Source organism: Sphingobacterium prati, assembly GCF_013167215.1.
Classification (GTDB): Bacteria; Bacteroidota; Bacteroidia; order Sphingobacteriales; family Sphingobacteriaceae; genus Sphingobacterium; species Sphingobacterium prati.
This window is the reverse complement of record NZ_JABJWY010000038.1, coordinates 434,978-452,913: the sequence shown is the minus strand read 5'-3', so window position 1 is coordinate 452,913 and position 17,936 is coordinate 434,978. Positions and strand designations below refer to the sequence as shown.

The following is a 17,936-nucleotide window of genomic DNA, read 5'->3' as shown; positions in this document are numbered from 1 at the left end:
TCATATCTCTAATAAAAAAGGCTTTCAGTTAATGAAAGCCTTTTTTATTAGAGATATGTGGCTCGTTACACGTCCAGTTCCAATAAAACTGGACAATGGTCCGAATGAACTGCATTCGATAAAATCTGTGAAGATTTGATCTGTGACGCTAACGGTTTTGATACCATATTATAATCGATACGCCAGCCCAGATTTCGGGCGCGGGCACCGGCACGATAACTCCACCAAGTATAGTTATGCGGTTCTGGGTTCAAGTGACGGAAAGAATCAATGTATCCCGAATGAATGAAATTTTCCATCCATTCGCGTTCTTCAGGCAAAAATCCGGAAGAGTTCGCATTTGATTTCGGATTATGAATATCAATTGCACGATGACAGATATTGTAATCTCCACAGACGACCAAATTCGGACGCTCTACCAGCAGCTTGTCACTATACAATTGAAAATCATCCAAAAAACGATATTTAAAGTCCTGTCTTACACCCCCTGTTGTTCCAGAGGGAAAATAAGTGCTCATCACCGAAACTTTATCAAAATCGGCCCGAATGATCCTTCCCTCAAAATCATAGTCTTCGTGACCACATCCATACTCGACATGTGCAGGCGTAATTTTGGTAAAAATAGCGACCCCACTATACCCCTTTTTTTGAGCTGGATACCAGTAATGTTCATATCCCATCTCTTCCAAGAGAACGATTTCCGGAATTTGATCTTGAGTAGCTTTAATCTCCTGAAGACAGATGACATCAGCATCCACATTTTTTAGCCAGCCCAACCAATCTTTCTTTAAAGCAGCTCGCAAACCGTTCACATTATAGGTTACTATTTTCATTGTATAGATATGAGTATTAAGATATTAGATCTGAGACGTTAACCCCTATAGCCTAAGATTTTACAACGTCTTGCTATTTTTTTATTTTTGACTGATCCAGTTCCTTCATACGCTGAGACGATAAATTTAAATCTTTCTGACAGCGAGATCCATTAATGGTAATTTTAATAATCTTTGGAAGAAAATAAATCACTTATCTTGGTAAAGAAGCCAGTCTGCGGCTGTAAACCTTTCAGCTCGCGCTCCAGATTAAGTGCCTCGCGTCTGGTCAGTAGATGCATAGTCATTTTCTGGTCCACTTCCGGTCGGTCATTCTTATCGGTTTTAACTGCCGCAATCTGGTCAATTACCTCTATTCCTTTTACTAATTCACCAAATACAGTATAATTCCAGTCCAAATGTGGAGCACCACCAATTGTGGTATAAGCCTGCCGCTGGGTTTCAGAAAATTTCTTTCCATTCATCCGTGTCTGTTCAAGACGATTGAGATCTTCAGGAGTAAATACCTTACCTTGAACAAGGTAAAACTGCGATCCTGAAGATGCCTTCGCTGGATTGTTGTCCCGAGCAGCACCGATAGCACCTTTCTTATGAAACAGTCCATCCTCTATTTCAGCAGGGATCGTATAGCCAGGTCCTCCATTACCTAATTGAGCCCCACCAACAGCATTCTTTGAGTCAGGGTCACCACCTTGAATCATAAAGTTTTGAATCACCCGATGAAAGAATGTGCCATCATAGTATTTCGTTTTTGCCAGCTTCACAAAATTGTCCCGATGTTTTGGTGTTTCATTATATAACCGCAGCACACAGGTTCCTTTATCTGTAATAATCTGAACATACTTATATTCCGGTCTGGCAGCAAATGCCATGACCTGCAAAAAGCAAAATATTGCTACTAAACAAACTTTTAAAAATCTCATGCGTTAGATGACGTTTAATTCTTCAAAATAATCAATAATCAAGGACTTCATGATAAGCTCTTGTTCCAATAACGTATAATTAGGAATAGGCTTGATCAATTCCCAATGTGGCCAGCCTTCTTCGTCCAATCCCTTTAGGCTATAAAAACCCATGGCACTGAATAGGCGGCATGTTGCAATATGCATCAATTCCTCTTTTTGCCGTTTCGAGAAGGTCTGCGGACCTTTCCCCAATTCCTGTACACCGATTAGGAATAAGCATACCTTGATGTCAGGCTTTTCCATATCAAATAAAGAAGCAATTTCGCCCTGTAGTATGCTCCACTTCTTATTTACTTCTGCTGCTTTCATTTTTTTCCTTTATACGAACTAAGACAACGGCTTGATAGACTAATTTCATTGTCTTGTGATAAAACATTATTCATCGCTATTTTTCACCCATGATTTATGCATAGTGACATGTTAAATTGTTTCCTATTCTCTCTCGGTGTTGTAAGCCAATGAAAATCAGGAATTACTCCATGATTTTGCTGTAAAATTATAAACATTTACGACGACAAAGATACTTTTTCGATCACCTCCGTACAGCGCTTGTCAATCATCTGAAATACCGGGTCGAACAAATTATCATCAAAATACGGATCAGGTACAACATCATTATCTAAAAATAATTGTACTTTCTCCAGATCATTTTTGTCTTCAGCCAGTGCGCACACATCTTCAAAATTCTGTCGATCCATTACAAAAATAAGGTCATATTCATTAAAAAAGGCAGGTCGAAAATGCCTTGCCCTTTGGCCGGAGATATCAACACCATACTTCTTTGCAATTGCAATTGCCCTTCGGTCGGGTGCCTCACCAATATGCCAATCACCTGTACCAGCAGATTCTACAACCCAGTTTAATTGTTTATCTTTTATTTTTTGCTTTAATATACCATGTGCCAATGGCGAACGACAGATATTTCCCAAACAAACCATTAAAATTTTCATCTAAATATTTTTTTTATGCTATGAAATAGAATACGAATATTAAACTTTCATGAGCCTATGTTTTTATAATAACTAAATCATAAACTATATTGCTGTTACATTACTAACAGGATCAGTTTATCATACTTTATTGCACAAAATAACTAAACTTAAACTATTAAAGAAACAATCCGGATGAAATCGTACTTTCCTGTGACGACCTCAACACCTTGATCATGTTTTGGCAACAGGGGTAAAATTCAATTTCATGGCTCTAAGGTATCAAACATAGGCATTTAAAATACGCTAGGCCCTTTCGCTTGGCCCTTAAATAAAAAAGGTGGCCTAACCTTACGGCTAGAACCACCTAAACTATATTAATCAACCAATTCTTAATTCAATTTTTAATATTCCACTGGGAAGCTTAGCTGAACAGCGCCTCCTTGTGGAGATACACCTTTTAAGCGAACGATATTGCGTTGCGTTGCTCCCAATGCAGATTCGATATCATCAACACTGTTCACGGCTTTTCCATTAACCTCAGTGATCACTAAACCCCTTTCGACACCAAAATAATCAAATATACCACCACGGTTTACCTGTGTCACCACGACGCCAGAGTTTACACCCAGTTCTTTCTTTTTCGCTGCAGAAGCAGGAATAAAGCTAGCACCCAATTTGTTATAAATTTCGGTTGCACTTTTTGACGCTTTTCCGCTGGCGCTAGATGCTGATTTCAAAGACTCTTCACCTTTCAATGTCAGTGTAACCTGTTTTTCTTTACCATCACGTTTGTAGGTAATATTCACTTTATCCCCTGGGCGTAGACGGCCGATCGTCTCACTTAATACAGGCGATCCTGTAATGGTCTTACCATTGATTTTAGTCAAGATATCACCTTTTTTGATCCCTGCAGCTGCCGCAGCTCCACCAGCTACCGCATCTTCCACATATAAACCATTGACATCGGTGATCCCTTTTTCTTTGGCCAGTTCTGAGGTTATCGGCACATAACTAACACCAATATAGCCGCGTTTTACATTACCAAATTCTACAAAATCATCTACAATCTTTTTCACTAAATTGACAGGAATAGCAAAACCATAACCTGCATACACACCTGTTGGTGACGCAATAGCAGAGTTGATACCGATTAATTCACCGGAGGCATTGGTTAATGCGCCACCGCTATTCCCTTTATTGATCACCGCATCAGTTTGGATAAAAGACTCGATGGCAGAGCTTGCAAGTGGTTGCTCTGTAACACCCCCAAAAGGATTGCCACGTTGTTGCTGTCCCTCTCTTAAGATACCAATATCGCGACCTGTTGCGCTGACAATACCAGCTGTTACGGTTGATTGAAGCCCAAGTGGATAACCAAAGGCCAATACCCATTCGCCTACGCTGACATTGTCCGAGTTACCCAACTTTACAACAGGAAGACCTTTTCCTGCTACTTTTAATAAAGCGATATCCGTATTTGGGTCACGACCGATCAACTTCGCTTCATAAGTGCGTTTGTCTGTTAGCACCACCTCGATCTTATCAGCATCCTCTACGACGTGGTTATTGGTAACAATATACCCATCGTCAGAGATAATGACCCCAGATCCTGACGCTTGCACAGGTTGCGCCTGCATCTGACGGCGTCCCCCACCCTGTGGCATACCGAAGAATTCCTCAAACATGTCGAATGGAGAACCTTGTGATTGTTGCGAACCCTTTCGACTATATGTTGTCTTAATATGTACGACACCTGGAGCTACCGCCGCAGATGCTTGTGTAAAATCAGGATTGCCTGTTGAAGACATGACTCCTGTAGGGTTATTGGCAAAATAAACTTTCTGTTTGTCCTCAAAAGACATACTATCAAGTTTCTTATTTTCAATAAGCTTGTAACCACCTAATGCTACTGCTCCACCGAAAACAGCTGTTAATAGCGTTAAACCGACCTTATTCATAAACTTATTTCTATTTTAAATTGTCTTAATATAAGCTGATAATTTTTGCTCTTAAAATTACCGATTTTATTCGGATATGTTCAAATGTAATACCATTTCGAGGCCTTCGGAAAATCCGACACGTTAAAAAATGTTAATTGCTAGACAAATGCAATAATTTTAACAAATCTTAACTTCCTGCCGTTTTTTTGTAACAAAAAAACGTATTTTTGTTACTTCAAATCAATAGAATGGCATCGAAAATAAGATTTTCAAAATATCAGGGAGCGGGCAATGATTTCATCCTAGTCGATAATCGCGACAATTCATTTGACCGGGCGGACGAAGCACTGGTGAAAAGCCTCTGTGACCGCAGGTTTGGGATAGGCGCGGATGGCCTCATGCTGCTTCAAAACAAAGAAAATTACGATTTTGAGATGATTTACTATAATGCTGATGGTCGAGAGGGGAGTATGTGTGGCAATGGCGGACGTTGTATTGTGGCCTTTGCACATGATTTAGGAATTATCACTGACAAGACTGACTTTCTGGCAGTAGACGGTACACACCATGCTTTCCTTTCCGCTGAACTTGTCAACCTGCAAATGATCGACGTCCATGAATTTGGACGGGATGGCGATGCTTACATCCTGCACACCGGGTCACCCCATTACGTTAGTTTCGTTACAAACCTTAAAGAAAAAAATGTTTTTCAGGATGGTTACTCAATTCGCAACAACGCTACCTATGCCAACGACGGCATCAATGTCAATTTTATAGAGAAAGAGGAAAATGGTTATTTCTTACGCACATTTGAGCGTGGTGTAGAAGACGAAACTTATGCCTGTGGTACTGGCGCTACTGCTGCAGCAATGGCCGTGGCCTTACAGATGAACCTTGAAGGTGATATCGTCATCCCAATTCGCGTATTAGGTGGACAATTGTACATCTCTTTTCATAAGAAAGAAAATAGCTTTACAAATGTTTTTCTCAAAGGCCCTGCTCAATTCGTTTTTGAGGGCAACTGCTAGTATTTGGAAAGACATAGTGCTATCGCCATTCAGTATAGTCTTGATACGAGGCCAATTTATTACCTAAAATATTACAGGCAGTTTCTGTAATCTATATTTTTTTAAATTTCATTCGGCAAATTACGTTTAATGGTATATTTTATTGTATATTAGATACCTTTATTTACAAGGTCCGCTATTTTTAATGCAACAGTCAAAGTCATTTCCAGTATATAAAATCGTTTATTCTATTTGTGAGCATCCTTATCTCGGCTATCTCATTGAGCCACATATGGTCAAACTCAATCCCAATGGGACTTACTCACTACGATATCAACGTATATTTAGCAATACCGTAGATGCCTATGCAGCAGAATTGGACGAGGTAGATTACAAGCTAATCCGATTGCTCGACGACATTGAACAGACCAACCTCATTAAGAAATATTATAAAAAAGCAATCAGGCCCGTAGACTTCTTCTCTAAAGTCTTTGACAAAAAACTCTATGATTTATTGCGGCCAAAGATTGATGAAAAGATGATTCAATGCTTTGAGGCGATAGGCGATAAACCACTGTTTATGATGAGTAAAGATGGTTATCCAGCAGACCAAGAAATTAAATTGGCAACGTCGGCGGCCTCTATCCTCTTCCATTTTCGCCGTAATGAGGAAGAGACACGTTACTTCCCAACAATAAAGTACGAAAATCAACGCTTGGAATTTATGTTTAAGAATGCCATTGTTTTGACTAACGCCCAAGCCTGGCTTCTTTTAAATAATACCTTATACTTTTTCGACCAAGCACTTGAAGGAAAAAAACTTAGCCCCTTTCTCAATAAGCGATACATTTCGGTCGGAAGAAGTACGGAAAAAAAATATTTTGAAACCTTCGTTTGCGGACTGATTGAACGCTACCATGTCTATGCAGAGGGTTTTGAAATCCAGACACATCAGCATCAGGCAATCCCCTTACTCCATTTAATCTACGTGGAAGATGGCCCTTCACAATTACAATTGCAATTCAATTATGGCCCCCATACGTTTACGGCAGGAGCTGAAAATAAAGTGACCGTCCGAATGGAATATAACGAGAAAGAGGACTTATATATCTTCCATCGGGTCAAACGCTCTTTACAATGGGAAGAACAGCAGCTGGAAAATCTAAAAGCGTTGGCTCTGGAAGATCTGGACCGCCAGCTTGGATTGCTTGCGCCAACTATGCAATCCGAAAAACGGATTTCGGTATTTGACTGGATAAATAATCATCAGGAGCAAATAAAAGCCCTTGGATTTCAAATCATACAAAACAGCGAACAAAAACGCTTTTTCATTGGACATACCTCCTTGGACATCGCCATAGATGAGGATAATGACTGGTTCGATATCAGTGCTATTGCGAAATTTGGCCCCTACGAAATTCCTTTTATTCAGTTAAGAAACCATATTCTAAACAATATCAAAGAATTTACTTTACCAAATGGTGAAATCGCCATGATCCCAGAGGAATGGTTTGCTCAATACAACCATTTATTCCAGTTCTCTGCCGATAGACATGAGCTTAAATTAAATAAGGTACATATCGGTCTACTCTTTGAGATCAGTGAACATACCAAATTGGTTTTCAACCGTAAATTACAAAATCTCGCTACTTTCGAAGAAATTGCTGATATCCCAGAACCTAAACATTTTAAAGGAAACCTGCGGCCTTATCAGAAAGCAGGATACAATTGGTTCAATTTTCTAAAACAATATAAATTTGGCGGCTGCCTTGCAGATGATATGGGACTGGGTAAGACCATTCAGACCTTAGCCTTATTACAACAGCAAAAAGAGCAAATTATCGATCCGCAGGAAGTACACACCTCACTCTTGGTATTGCCAACATCGCTTGTTTATAACTGGCAGAAAGAAGCACATCAATTTGCCCCCCAACTGAAGATCCATTTGCATACGGGAAACAATCGCATAAAAGATGTTTCACTGTTCACCAAATATGATCTCGTTATTACAACTTACGGCATTGCTCGCATTGATGAAGATATATTAAGTGGATTTTATTTTAATTACATCATTTTAGATGAAAGCCAAAACATCAAAAATCCAACATCAAAATCGTTCAAGGCCATAAAGAGTTTAAAGAGTAAAAATAAACTCGCCTTAAGTGGCACGCCCGTTGAAAACTCTGTTTCTGATCTTTGGGCACAAATGCATTTTACCAATCCAGGTTTGTTGGGAAGTTACACTTATTTTCAAAAAGAATTTGTACAGCCCATCGAAAAGAAAAAAGATGAAGAAAAAGCGCAACGTCTCCAGGCGATTGTCAAACCTTTCATTTTAAGGCGCACAAAAGATCAAGTCGCGACAGAGCTACCACCCAAAACAGAGCAGGTTCTTTATTGCGAAATGACTGATAAACAGTCAGAACTTTATGAAAAAGTGAAGTCGGAATATCGTAATGCGATTCTTGATGGCCAAATGGACAACAAACCGAAATCGACTCAGATTGCTTTGTTACAGGGACTGACCAAACTCCGTCAACTTGCCAATCACCCCAGAATGGTCGACGAGGATTTTATAGGTGATTCGGGGAAATTCGACGCTGTTATTGAAACACTTGAAATGGTCATGCAACGCGGAAACAAAGTCCTTATTTTTTCCCAGTTCGTCAAACAGCTTAATATCTTCAGACAATATTTTGATAAGAAAGGAACAAACTATGCCTACCTGGATGGTGGGACTAAAAATCGGGACGAAGCTGTCAGTCAGTTCCGTAAAAACAATAACACCAAATTGTTCTTAATATCGATCAAAGCTGGTGGTGTGGGACTCAACCTAATTGAAGCAGATTACGTTTTTATATTAGATCCATGGTGGAATCCTGCGGTAGAACAACAAGCTGTAGACCGTTCACATCGCATTGGACAAACGCGAAATGTATTTATCTATAAATTCATCAGCAAAGACACCGTCGAAGAGAAAATATTGGCACTGCAGAACAGGAAGAAATCTATTGCACAAACTCTTATTACAACTGAAGAAAGCTTTATAAAATCCCTTTCTCAGGAAGACCTACATGAACTTTTGGCGTAATTCAGTCCAATCAATTTTTGTATTCATTGATTTTCGACATATAAACCGAAGGCCGGATACCCGTAACACGTGTAAAGATATTACTGAAAGACGACAGTTCATTGTAACCAACCCGCATTGCAATTTCTAAAATGGAATAGGTATTTTCAGCCATCAGTTCCAAGGCCTTCGCAATGCGTATGGCTCTCAAAAAACGGATATAGCTAATACCCATATCCTCCTTAAAAAGCCGTGAAAGGGACCGGCTACTCATCCCAAACTGTGTTGCTACCTGCTCGATTGTAAAGGCCTGATCAATATTCGTATTTAAATACCTGGCAATACGCTGAAGCTTTTCGCTTTTCGGGTAAGGATGCTGCATCGGGAAAGCATCGATCGGCGGGCTCATCTCAGGGATAATAGCCATCATCGCACGTAATAAACAATATTTTGAATAGCTGTTCTTTTTATTAATTCGCCCTTCCCAATCCTGGGCAAATAAGAACATCTCCCGCATCAGGTCGTTGCTCAAAAATATATTGGGATTTAAAAGAACAGAGTGAGCCACTTTCTGTTCTTTAAAATAAAAGCTATACAGATGAATGCGGGAACTGGAACTTTCCAGATGATAAGTAGTATTTGCTGGAATCCACATGTAAAAACGCCCCGGCAAATACCAATGCTGCGTAGCGGTAAAGACATGGATAATTCCACCATCAGCATAAAGTAACCGTGCTTTCCGATGTATATATTCACGGGGATCAATCCGATCTACATATGTATGGCATACATAAAAGTCGTCCTGATCGTCATCGATAGCTGCTAGTTGTTCCAGTTCCATGATTTAAAATTACATTTTTTTCACAACATGGCGCAATTGAACAAAAATCCGTCCGACTATACAAAATTAAATCCCTCCTACAGCAGTATCTTTGTGCACAGTTTCATTCCTTGCTCACAGTTGTATCCTATGCAGCGCATCCGTGCGGCCTCAATTCAAGAACAATTTGCCATTCAATTTTGAAATTGCTGTTTGAAATATGGGACGGAAATCATCCAAACCGCACCGGTAGGCCAACTGGAGAGTAGCTGAAAAAGCAATAAAATATTCATAAAGACAAATGGGTAAAAAAGAAAATAAAGACAGAACACAAGGATTTAATAAAGTTTTAGTTGTATTCGCAGCGACCTTGCTGCTTGTCGGAATCGGGATTTTGGGTAAACATCTACTATTTACCAGCCAGCATATCACGACAAACGATGCACAAATTGATCAGTATGTGACACCAGTTGCAAGTCGAATATCCGGCTTTGTAAAGGAAGTTAGATTTGAAGAAAATCAATATGTACATCGTGGTGACACCTTATTGCTCATCGATGCCAGCGAGTATCAGACCAAAGTAGACATGGCTAACGCCGAACTTCGAAGTAGCCAACAGAATGCCGAAGTGGTTACCAAAAACGCAAATGTTACCGCCAATAGCATTTCTATCCAAAAGGCAAGATTAGAAGCAGCTAAAGTGACTGTATGGCAAACTGAACAGGATTACACAAGATTTAAAAATTTGTTTGAGGCAGATGCTGCAACCAAACAACAATACGATAACGCCAAGGCTGCATATGATATTTCTTTAGCGCAGCTCCATACCATACAGGAAGAATACAACGCTGCACAACTGAATACAAACAAAGAAAAAGCCAACGAGCTACCTGCCAGAGCCAATATCGATATTAAAAAAGCAGCAAAAAATAATGCTGAAATATTTCTTTCATACACTGTGGTGACTGCACCTTATGATGGTTTTGTCGGCAAAAGAAGTATCCAACCGGGACAATTTGTTAAAGAAGGACAAACGCTAGTTAACGTAGTCAGCGAAGAGAAATGGATTAACGCCAACTTTAGAGAGACACAATTGGAACACCTGATCGAAGGCACTGAGGTCAGCATCCAGGTAGATGCTTTTCCGAAATTACAGCTGAAAGGAAAAATTCATTCCTTTTCTCCGGCTTCAGGGTCCAAATTTTCGGTAATACCTCAAGACAATGCAACCGGAAATTTCGTTAAAATAGAGCAACGTATACCCATCAAAATTGTTTTTTCTCCAAAACAGGATTTAACAAAACTACGTGCAGGAATGAACGTTGTGGTTCATGCCGCCCACCAATCTTAAGCATTCATGAGTTCAAATACATCTTTATATTATAAGTGGGTACCCGAATGGATTAAACTTCCCTTGATGATCTTGGCCATGTTTCCTCATCTGATGTTGATGTCTTTATTTCATTCGAATACCACTTTTACCGCCTCTGCGTTAGGGATCGAAATAGAAGATATACAGTATTTTCTGTCGTTGACGTATGGTGCAATTGTTGTCGCACTTTTGATATTCCAACGGTTATTTGCCTTCTTTCGGGTAAGGACGTACATACTATTGACCTGTACAGTATCCATCCTCATTCTATTGGCCATTTCCCTGACCAGAGATCCATTCGTCATTGCTATCCTAAGAGTAATCGAGGGGGTCTTCTGTGTACTCGAAGGCGCCTGTTTTCTTCCCTTGTTGATGATGCAAATCAGGCATTCCAAAAGCCGGACCATTGCCTATTTCTTTTTATATACTTTTATGTTGACTGGCGGGACGATAACGACCTCACTTCTAAAAGAAAGTATTATGGATTACGGTTGGGAAGATATGATCCATGTTGTGCTCTATTGGCATTTGATGGTTATCGCAATCGCATTGACAATCCTAAATAACAACAGATTAAGCAAAAAATTCCCTCTTTATCAATTGGATCTAGCCAGCTGCCTCTTCCTCTTACTTTCGTTAAGCTGTGGTGCATATGTATTGATTTACGGTCGTAAATATTATTGGTTCGAACATAGCGCAATCACCATTAATTCGGCACTTTTTCTTATTTTCGGTGCACTCTTTGTCATCAAACAATATCTCGTAAAACGACCGCTATTTCATTTCGAAATTTTAAACTATAAGAATGTCATTCTTGGTGTTATTTTATTCTTCCTATTTTATATCATTCGCAGTAGCCTCAACAATGTATACACGGTCATGGCCAATGTTTGGAAGTGGCCCTGGCATTACATCGTCGACATCCAATATATTAATGTGCTAGGTACCGTCTTGGGAGTTGCTAGCTCAGGAATACTCCTATTGCGGGATGTATCACCGAAATACATTTTCGGCCTGGGCTTTCTGTTATTGACTATATCCTGCTTTTTGTTTGTTCCTACCTTTTATCCCGACAGCAGTATTGGGGTAATAGACTTACCGTTATTTATCCAGGGAATTGGGCAAGGCTGGCTCTTTACTCCACTTGTTATTTATATTCTAACGGGTGTTGCACCACATCATTCAGGCAATGCAGGTTTAATGGGCACTACCGTTAGATTCTGGAGCACAAATGTTGGTTTCGCTCTGTTTCAGAACATCAGCTATTCTTTAAATCAAAAACACTTTATACAACTCCAGCAAAACTTAAATACAAGCAATCCAATCGTGATCTCCTACTGGAATTCATTATTAGGAAAACACTTAGGCACATCCAGCGACCAGCTGGCATCTAATCTGGCTAATAAAGGTTTTCAGGCTACAATAAGTCAGCAAGCATCCTTGATCAGTAATATGGAAATCTTTGCCTATCTAGGCATATTGGGGACAGCAATTACCTTGATCATTTTTCTATTTGCCCCCGCAAAAGCATTCTTCATGCGGTTAAGAATGCCATACCTTTAAAAATAAAAAAAGCTGTTGCATTTTGACAACAGCTTTTTTATGATATTTCTTTCAGTATTTAAGCCTCAAATTCTTGAAGTGCCTTTTTTACACGCGCAATAACTTCTTCTTGGCCGAGTAATTCAACAATTTGAAATACATCAGGACCAAATTTACCGCCTACTAGCATAATGCGGAATGGCATCATCAATTCGCCCATCTTCATACCTGAGTTTTGAATTGCCTCCTTAAAGAATGCCTCCAGTTCAGATGCTTTCCAATCCGCAAAGCCTTCAAATGATGTGATGATATTTTCAAAAAATGCTGTTTTCTCTGCAGACCATTTTGCTTTCACGGCATTCAGATCGTATTCAACAGGCCGCGCAAAAAAGAAAGAAGCCTGGCTCCAGAAATCTTCAACAAACGTCAACCGTTCTTTGACAGCTGCCAATACACGGTTTATATAACCTTCTGCTGCTTCTATTTGATGATGAGACAGCACCTCCTTGATCTGAGGCAATAAAGAATCGCTCGAAGAACGTTTAATCCATTCATGATTGAACCATTTCGCCTTCTCAAAATCAAATTTTGCGCCGGCTTTGCTAATGCGATCGACACTGAATTTCTGAATTAACTCCTCCAAAGAGAATAGCTCCTGTTCTGTACCATCATTCCAGCCCAAAACGCCAAGCATATTGATAAATGCCTCAGGTAAGAACCCCATTTCACGAAACCCTTTTGTTGTATCACCTGTCTTGGCATCCGTCCAGTTCATTGCATAAACAGGGAATCCTAAACGGTCACCATCACGCTTGCTTAATTTTCCATTCCCATCGGGCTTGAGAATTAAAGGGAGATGTGCCCATTGTGGCATGCTATCAGCCCAGCCCAAGTATTCCCACAATAAGATATGAATTGGTGCCGAGGGCAACCACTCTTCACCACGAAAGACGTGGGATATCTCCATCGCTTTATCATCCACAACAACCGCTAGATGATAAGTAGGCATTCCATCGGCTTTAAGCAACACCTTATCATCGACCAGATTGGTATCAAAAGCGACCTTCCCACGGATCATATCGGAGAATAACACCGTTTCCTCTGTCGGGATCTTTATTCGGATGGTATGCGGTGTTCCCGCATCCAGTAATTGTTGGGTTTCAGACTCACTCAGGCTCAAAGAATTACGCAATTGCAGTCTATTTTCATGGCTATAACGAAAGTTTGGTTGCAATTTACGCTGCTCGTCCAATTCCTCCGCTGTGTCGAATGCATAATAGGCATATCCATTTTCAATCAATTGTTCTGCATATTGACGGTATGATGCTTTTCGTTCACTTTGTCGGTAAGGACCATATTGGCCACCTTGTAAGGGACTTTCATCTGGAGTCAGGCCACACCAAGCTAAACATTCATTGATATACTCCTCTGCGCCTGGGACAAAACGAGTTTGATCCGTATCCTCGACACGTAAAATAAAATCACCCTGATGCTGACGTGCATAGAGAAAATTAAATAAAGCTGTACGTACGCCTCCAAGGTGCAGACCACCAGTAGGACTCGGTGCAAATCGCACCCTTACTCTTCTTTCTGAACTCATGTCGCAAAATTACCACAAAATTTTTGATTTGGATAACAGGATCACTTCTAAGGTAAAATAAAAGTGCAGAAACCAGACATTTATTCATTAATTTGCAATAGAGTACAAAATACGGAATCATGAAACCCTCTCAGATAAGCCAACAACGCTGGAAATTTATTTTGCTCATCTTTGCGGCAATCATCGCGATCGCATCCCTGGTTTACACCAATTATCTTGTCCGAAACCTTGCGCATGCCGAACGTTCAAAAGCTGAAGTTTGGGCAATGAGCACCAAAAACATTATGACGATGCCCGATGTCGACGATGAATTCATTACATTCATCTATGCCGTCAGGGATAGTTTAAATTTACCCGCAATTATTACCGACGATAAAGAGGAGATTATTTTTTGGCGTAATCTAGATTCTACCAAGACGAATATCAAACCAATCCACAACGACAGTGTTACAAAACATCTGGATTATGACCCTGCTTATTTCCAGAAACAGCTTGCCTTTATGAAGAAAAGTCATCCGCCCATTACCCTCGAATTGGAGAATGGTCAAAAGTGGCATGTTTACTATAAAGACTCCTGGTTTTTGCAACAATTACGGGTATTCCCTTATGTTCAGTTATCACTGATTGCTCTTTTCCTGATTATTGCTTATACCGTTTTCAATTCCATTCGAAAATCCGAGCAGAACCTTGTCTGGGTGGGGCTAACAAAAGAAGCTGCCCATCAATTGGGCACCCCAATATCTTCATTGATGGGCTGGCTGGAGCTGATTCGCATCAAATTTGACGCCGAAGACGATGATACCCTGAATGAAATGGAAAACGATATTAAAAGATTAGAAATCGTTGCCGATCGTTTTTCAAAAATAGGGTCAACACCGGTATTGACCACCCACAACCTGTATGATGTCATCAAAAATTACATTGATTATTTCCGCATACGTACCAGTAATAAAATTACATTCGAATTAACCGGAGATACCCATGTAGAGGCCAAACTTAATGTTCCCCTCTTTGATTGGATCATTGAGAATTTATTGAAAAACGGCGTAAATGCAATTGGTACCGAAGGCAAGATAACTGTTAATATTTCAGAAAATATTGCGAAAGAAGAAATTTTTATAGACATTAGTGATACGGGCAAAGGAATTTCAAGGTCAAATTTTGATTCTGTCTTTCAGCCAGGTTTTACAACGCGCAAAAGAGGTTGGGGACTTGGCCTTAGCCTAACCAAACGGATGGTACGGTATCATCAAGGACAAATCTTTGTTAAAGAATCTGAAATAGGTAAAGGAACAACATTTCGAATAATCTTAAAAAGCAACTTAAAATATGAAGCCACTCAAATCTGATGAATATCCAGCAGTTTATGCTCCTTATATTGAGACTGTAGTCGATAACGTATTAGATACATTAGAAGAACAAACACTCTCCTTTCCGGCATTTTTGGATACCATCCCAGAAGAAAGGGGGAATTTCAAATATGCAGAAGACAAATGGACAATTAAAGAAGTCGTGGGACATGTTATTGACAATGAACGTATCATGGCCTACCGTGCATTACGTTTTTCACGCAACGATCTGAAAGAGCTGGCTGGTTACGATCAAGACTATTTAATTCAATATTCCCGTTACAATGATCGCACATTGGAAAGTCTAAGCAAGGAATTTACTTATCTACGTAAGGCAAATCTAATGCTCTTCCGCAGCTTTAACGATGCAGAATTAGAACGCAAAGGCATGGCTTCGGAGCGACTGACCAGTGTAAAAGCATTATTATACGTGATTGCAGGGCATCTCAATCACCATCGTATTATCATCCAGGAACGTTATTTAAATTCAGACGATGTCAAAAATTTGGTTTCAGCCTTACAACATTGAGGAGATAAATGTCTTTTTCAACAAATACCTCTCGGGACTATTGGAAATCAGGGCAACCGAAATAGACGATGATAGTATTACGGCTACCATGCCTGTCACGGACAATGTGAAACAACCACATGGGATCCTGCATGGTGGTGCCTCGGTCGTACTTGCAGAATCTTTAGGAAGTATTGCATCCAATTTGGTGGTCGATCCGGATAAATATCGAGGTGTAGGACTCGAAGTCAATGCAAATCATATTAGACCGGTAAGCAGTGGAATTATTACGGCAAAATGCAGCCCAATTCATATCGGGCGATCGACTCATATTTGGGAGATAAAAATGTATGACCGCTTCAATAAATTGAATTGTATCTCAAGACTAACAGTGGCTATAGTACCAAAGTAACCAGCTACGGCTAGCTCGAATTATAAATACCGCACAATTCAAAATCAACAATATTTGCGCATAAAGAAGGATAATAACCATAATTTATTCTTCTTTTTTTTGCCAAATAATTATCAAAATACCCCTTTATTTATTTCCAATATTCAAGAAAATTAAGTAGTCTTGTAAGATGGATATTTTAAAAATCAACAAAAATAGCATGCAATCGTTTGTTTAAAGCTATTTTTTTCTGATTGACAATCCGTCAACGATAACTTAACTAAATATATAAAACAAAACATGACCACTAATCCTAACGTTGGTAAAACAGCTTTTCGCCCTATGGCCATTTGCTGTGGATTATTTTTTATCCTCGGTTTTATTACCTGGGCAAATGGAACACTAATTCCATTCCTGAAAATTGCATGTAACCTAGAAACAGACTTGCAGGCATTTTTCGTAACCTTCGCTTCCTATATTGCTTATTTTTTTCTGGCACTTCCAAGTTCAGTTATAATTAAAAAAATAGGCTTCCAAAATGGCTTAGTCGTCAGTCTTGTTATATTAGGCTTGGGATCATTGATTTTCATACCTGCTGCTGACAGCAGAAGTTATGCCTTATTCTTAACGGGTATATTCATTCAGGGATCCGGAATGGCCTTACTTCAAACTGCTGTCAATCCTTATTTAAGTATTATTGGCCCGATTGATAGCGCTGCACAACGGATTTCAATTGCGGGATTCTTTAATAAATCAGCGGGAATCATCGTTCCTATACTATTTGGAACACTTTTTTTGAAAGATGCACAAAATGTGACGGCAAAATTAGAAGCGACGGCAGATATAGTACAAAAAAACGCTATTTTGGATGATCTTCTTCAACGCGTTCATACCCCTTACATCTCCCTTGCAGTAATCTTCGTTGCATTCGCAATTTTCTTAAAATTCACCCATCTTCCAGAAGTTGATGTCGATGCAGAAGAAGAAAGTGGAGAAGAAAATGGTGCTGTCACAGTGAAAAAGACTTCGATCTTCCAATTCCCACATCTATTTTTGGGATCATTGGCGATCTTCTTCTGTGTTGCGGTTGAAGTAATGGCGGGCGATATTATTGGCGTATATGCACGCGAGCTAAAAGTTGATCCGTTCTTTACGACCTATGCCACAGCTTTTACACTTTCATGCATGTTGATCGGGTACATCATCGGTATCATCTCGATTCCTAAATATGTGTCCCAACAAATGGCATTACGGATCTGTACAATTATTGGAATTACATTTACACTGATCTCTGTATTTACGACAGGAACCACATCATTCGTCTTTGTTGCTTTGTTGGGGATTGCAAACTCCTTAATGTGGCCAGCGATCTTCCCACTAGGAATCAAAGGTCTTGGAAAGTTCACCAAAACTGGTTCTGCTATTATGATTATGGGGATTGCGGGAGGGGCAATTTGGCCTTTAGTATACGGCTATTTAAAAGACCACCTACATATTGATTTCCAACATGCATTCCTTTATGCGATGATTCCAGGATACCTGTATATCATGTATTTTTCAATAGCTGGCCATAAAATTGGTAAAAAAGCGTAATGTAATACAAAAAC

General features: G+C 39.7%; 15 protein-coding genes. 8 read left to right on the top strand and 7 right to left on the bottom strand.

The window, feature by feature from the left end; translation table 11 throughout:
• Positions 1-65: 65 nt before the first annotated feature.
• From HPC41_RS21380 to HPC41_RS21360, 5 genes are all read right to left on the bottom strand, one after another.
• Complete coding sequence (locus tag HPC41_RS21380) at positions 66-833, bottom strand: exodeoxyribonuclease III (protein ID WP_172396119.1); 768 nt, start codon at positions 831-833, stop codon at positions 66-68.
• A 164-nt stretch (positions 834-997) separates the two neighbouring features.
• Positions 998-1,756, bottom strand: coding sequence for a peptidylprolyl isomerase (locus tag HPC41_RS21375; protein WP_172396118.1), 759 nt, complete (start codon positions 1,754-1,756; stop codon positions 998-1,000).
• Between the two features lie 3 nt (positions 1,757-1,759).
• Positions 1,760-2,107 (bottom strand): hypothetical protein, encoded by a 348-nt coding sequence (locus tag HPC41_RS21370; RefSeq protein ID WP_172396117.1) that lies wholly within the window; start codon positions 2,105-2,107, stop codon positions 1,760-1,762.
• 197 nt (positions 2,108-2,304) lie between these two features.
• On the bottom strand, positions 2,305-2,748 hold the full coding sequence (locus HPC41_RS21365) for a low molecular weight protein-tyrosine-phosphatase (protein ID WP_172396116.1): 444 nt from the start codon (positions 2,746-2,748) through the stop codon (positions 2,305-2,307).
• 383 nt (positions 2,749-3,131) lie between these two features.
• Entirely contained in the window at positions 3,132-4,688 is a 1,557-nt protein-coding gene (locus tag HPC41_RS21360) for a Do family serine endopeptidase (RefSeq protein WP_172396115.1), read from the bottom strand.
• Positions 4,689-4,918: 230 nt separating this feature from the next.
• Between HPC41_RS21360 and dapF the strand changes: the two genes are divergently transcribed.
• Both dapF and HPC41_RS21350 read left to right on the top strand, forming a co-directional pair.
• Positions 4,919-5,698 carry a diaminopimelate epimerase gene (gene dapF / locus HPC41_RS21355; protein ID WP_172396114.1) on the top strand — a complete coding sequence of 260 codons (780 nt, stop codon included), beginning with the start codon at positions 4,919-4,921 and terminating at the stop codon, positions 5,696-5,698.
• A gap of 184 nt (positions 5,699-5,882) precedes the next feature.
• Positions 5,883-8,768 carry a DEAD/DEAH box helicase gene (locus tag HPC41_RS21350; protein WP_172396113.1) on the top strand — a complete coding sequence of 962 codons (2,886 nt, stop codon included), beginning with the start codon at positions 5,883-5,885 and terminating at the stop codon, positions 8,766-8,768.
• A gap of 10 nt (positions 8,769-8,778) precedes the next feature.
• Here the strand turns inward: HPC41_RS21350 and HPC41_RS21345 are convergent, their stop codons facing one another.
• A complete protein-coding gene (locus HPC41_RS21345) occupies positions 8,779-9,588 on the bottom strand; it encodes a helix-turn-helix domain-containing protein (RefSeq protein WP_172396112.1) in 810 nt (269 codons plus the stop codon).
• A gap of 280 nt (positions 9,589-9,868) precedes the next feature.
• Here HPC41_RS21345 and HPC41_RS21340 point away from each other — a divergent pair, with 280 nt between their 5' ends.
• Together HPC41_RS21340 and HPC41_RS21335 are read left to right on the top strand one after the other, a co-directional pair.
• The gene (locus HPC41_RS21340) at positions 9,869-10,918 is read left to right on the top strand and encodes an HlyD family secretion protein (protein ID WP_172396111.1); all 1,050 of its coding nucleotides are present in this window, start codon (positions 9,869-9,871) and stop codon (positions 10,916-10,918) included.
• Between the two features lie 6 nt (positions 10,919-10,924).
• Positions 10,925-12,502 carry an MFS transporter gene (locus HPC41_RS21335; RefSeq protein WP_172396110.1) on the top strand — a complete coding sequence of 526 codons (1,578 nt, stop codon included), beginning with the start codon at positions 10,925-10,927 and terminating at the stop codon, positions 12,500-12,502.
• Positions 12,503-12,560: 58 nt separating this feature from the next.
• Here HPC41_RS21335 and gltX read toward each other — a convergent pair whose 3' ends face one another.
• The gene (gene gltX / locus HPC41_RS21330; protein WP_172396109.1) at positions 12,561-14,081 is read right to left on the bottom strand and encodes a glutamate--tRNA ligase; all 1,521 of its coding nucleotides are present in this window, start codon (positions 14,079-14,081) and stop codon (positions 12,561-12,563) included.
• A gap of 119 nt (positions 14,082-14,200) precedes the next feature.
• Between gltX and HPC41_RS21325 the strand changes: the two genes are divergently transcribed.
• The 4 genes from HPC41_RS21325 (at position 14,201) to HPC41_RS21310 (ending at position 17,922) form a co-directional block, all read left to right on the top strand.
• Positions 14,201-15,430, top strand: a complete 1,230-nt coding sequence (locus tag HPC41_RS21325; RefSeq protein WP_172396108.1) for a sensor histidine kinase — start codon at positions 14,201-14,203, stop codon at positions 15,428-15,430.
• Positions 15,411-15,959, top strand: a complete 549-nt coding sequence (locus tag HPC41_RS21320) for a DinB family protein (RefSeq protein ID WP_172396107.1) — start codon at positions 15,411-15,413, stop codon at positions 15,957-15,959. The genes HPC41_RS21325 and HPC41_RS21320 overlap by 20 nt, the downstream gene beginning before the upstream one ends.
• A complete protein-coding gene (locus HPC41_RS21315) occupies positions 15,925-16,350 on the top strand; it encodes a hotdog fold thioesterase (RefSeq protein WP_172396106.1) in 426 nt (141 codons plus the stop codon). The genes HPC41_RS21320 and HPC41_RS21315 overlap by 35 nt, the downstream gene beginning before the upstream one ends.
• Positions 16,351-16,629: 279 nt before the next feature.
• On the top strand, positions 16,630-17,922 hold the full coding sequence (locus tag HPC41_RS21310) for a sugar MFS transporter (protein ID WP_172396105.1): 1,293 nt from the start codon (positions 16,630-16,632) through the stop codon (positions 17,920-17,922).
• Positions 17,923-17,936: the final 14 nt, after the last annotated feature.

What these genes read in the sequence shown, in the direction of transcription:
- HPC41_RS21335 (WP_172396110.1), top strand. Translation starts at nt 10,925, where the DNA reads ATGAGTTCAAATACATCTTTATATTATAAGTGGGTACCCGAATGGATT.
- gltX (WP_172396109.1), bottom strand. Translation starts at nt 14,081, where the DNA reads ATGAGTTCAGAAAGAAGAGTAAGGGTGCGATTTGCACCGAGTCCTACT.
- HPC41_RS21350 (WP_172396113.1), top strand. Translation starts at nt 5,883, where the DNA reads ATGCAACAGTCAAAGTCATTTCCAGTATATAAAATCGTTTATTCTATT.
- HPC41_RS21365 (WP_172396116.1), bottom strand. Translation starts at nt 2,748, where the DNA reads ATGAAAATTTTAATGGTTTGTTTGGGAAATATCTGTCGTTCGCCATTG.
- HPC41_RS21325 (WP_172396108.1), top strand. Translation starts at nt 14,201, where the DNA reads ATGAAACCCTCTCAGATAAGCCAACAACGCTGGAAATTTATTTTGCTC.
- HPC41_RS21380 (WP_172396119.1), bottom strand. Translation starts at nt 833, where the DNA reads ATGAAAATAGTAACCTATAATGTGAACGGTTTGCGAGCTGCTTTAAAG.
- dapF (WP_172396114.1), top strand. Translation starts at nt 4,919, where the DNA reads ATGGCATCGAAAATAAGATTTTCAAAATATCAGGGAGCGGGCAATGAT.
- HPC41_RS21320 (WP_172396107.1), top strand. Translation starts at nt 15,411, where the DNA reads ATGAAGCCACTCAAATCTGATGAATATCCAGCAGTTTATGCTCCTTAT.
- HPC41_RS21310 (WP_172396105.1), top strand. Translation starts at nt 16,630, where the DNA reads ATGACCACTAATCCTAACGTTGGTAAAACAGCTTTTCGCCCTATGGCC.
- HPC41_RS21315 (WP_172396106.1), top strand. Translation starts at nt 15,925, where the DNA reads ATGTCAAAAATTTGGTTTCAGCCTTACAACATTGAGGAGATAAATGTC.
- HPC41_RS21375 (WP_172396118.1), bottom strand. Translation starts at nt 1,756, where the DNA reads ATGAGATTTTTAAAAGTTTGTTTAGTAGCAATATTTTGCTTTTTGCAG.
- HPC41_RS21360 (WP_172396115.1), bottom strand. Translation starts at nt 4,688, where the DNA reads ATGAATAAGGTCGGTTTAACGCTATTAACAGCTGTTTTCGGTGGAGCA.
- HPC41_RS21345 (WP_172396112.1), bottom strand. Translation starts at nt 9,588, where the DNA reads ATGGAACTGGAACAACTAGCAGCTATCGATGACGATCAGGACGACTTT.
- HPC41_RS21370 (WP_172396117.1), bottom strand. Translation starts at nt 2,107, where the DNA reads ATGAAAGCAGCAGAAGTAAATAAGAAGTGGAGCATACTACAGGGCGAA.
- HPC41_RS21340 (WP_172396111.1), top strand. Translation starts at nt 9,869, where the DNA reads ATGGGTAAAAAAGAAAATAAAGACAGAACACAAGGATTTAATAAAGTT.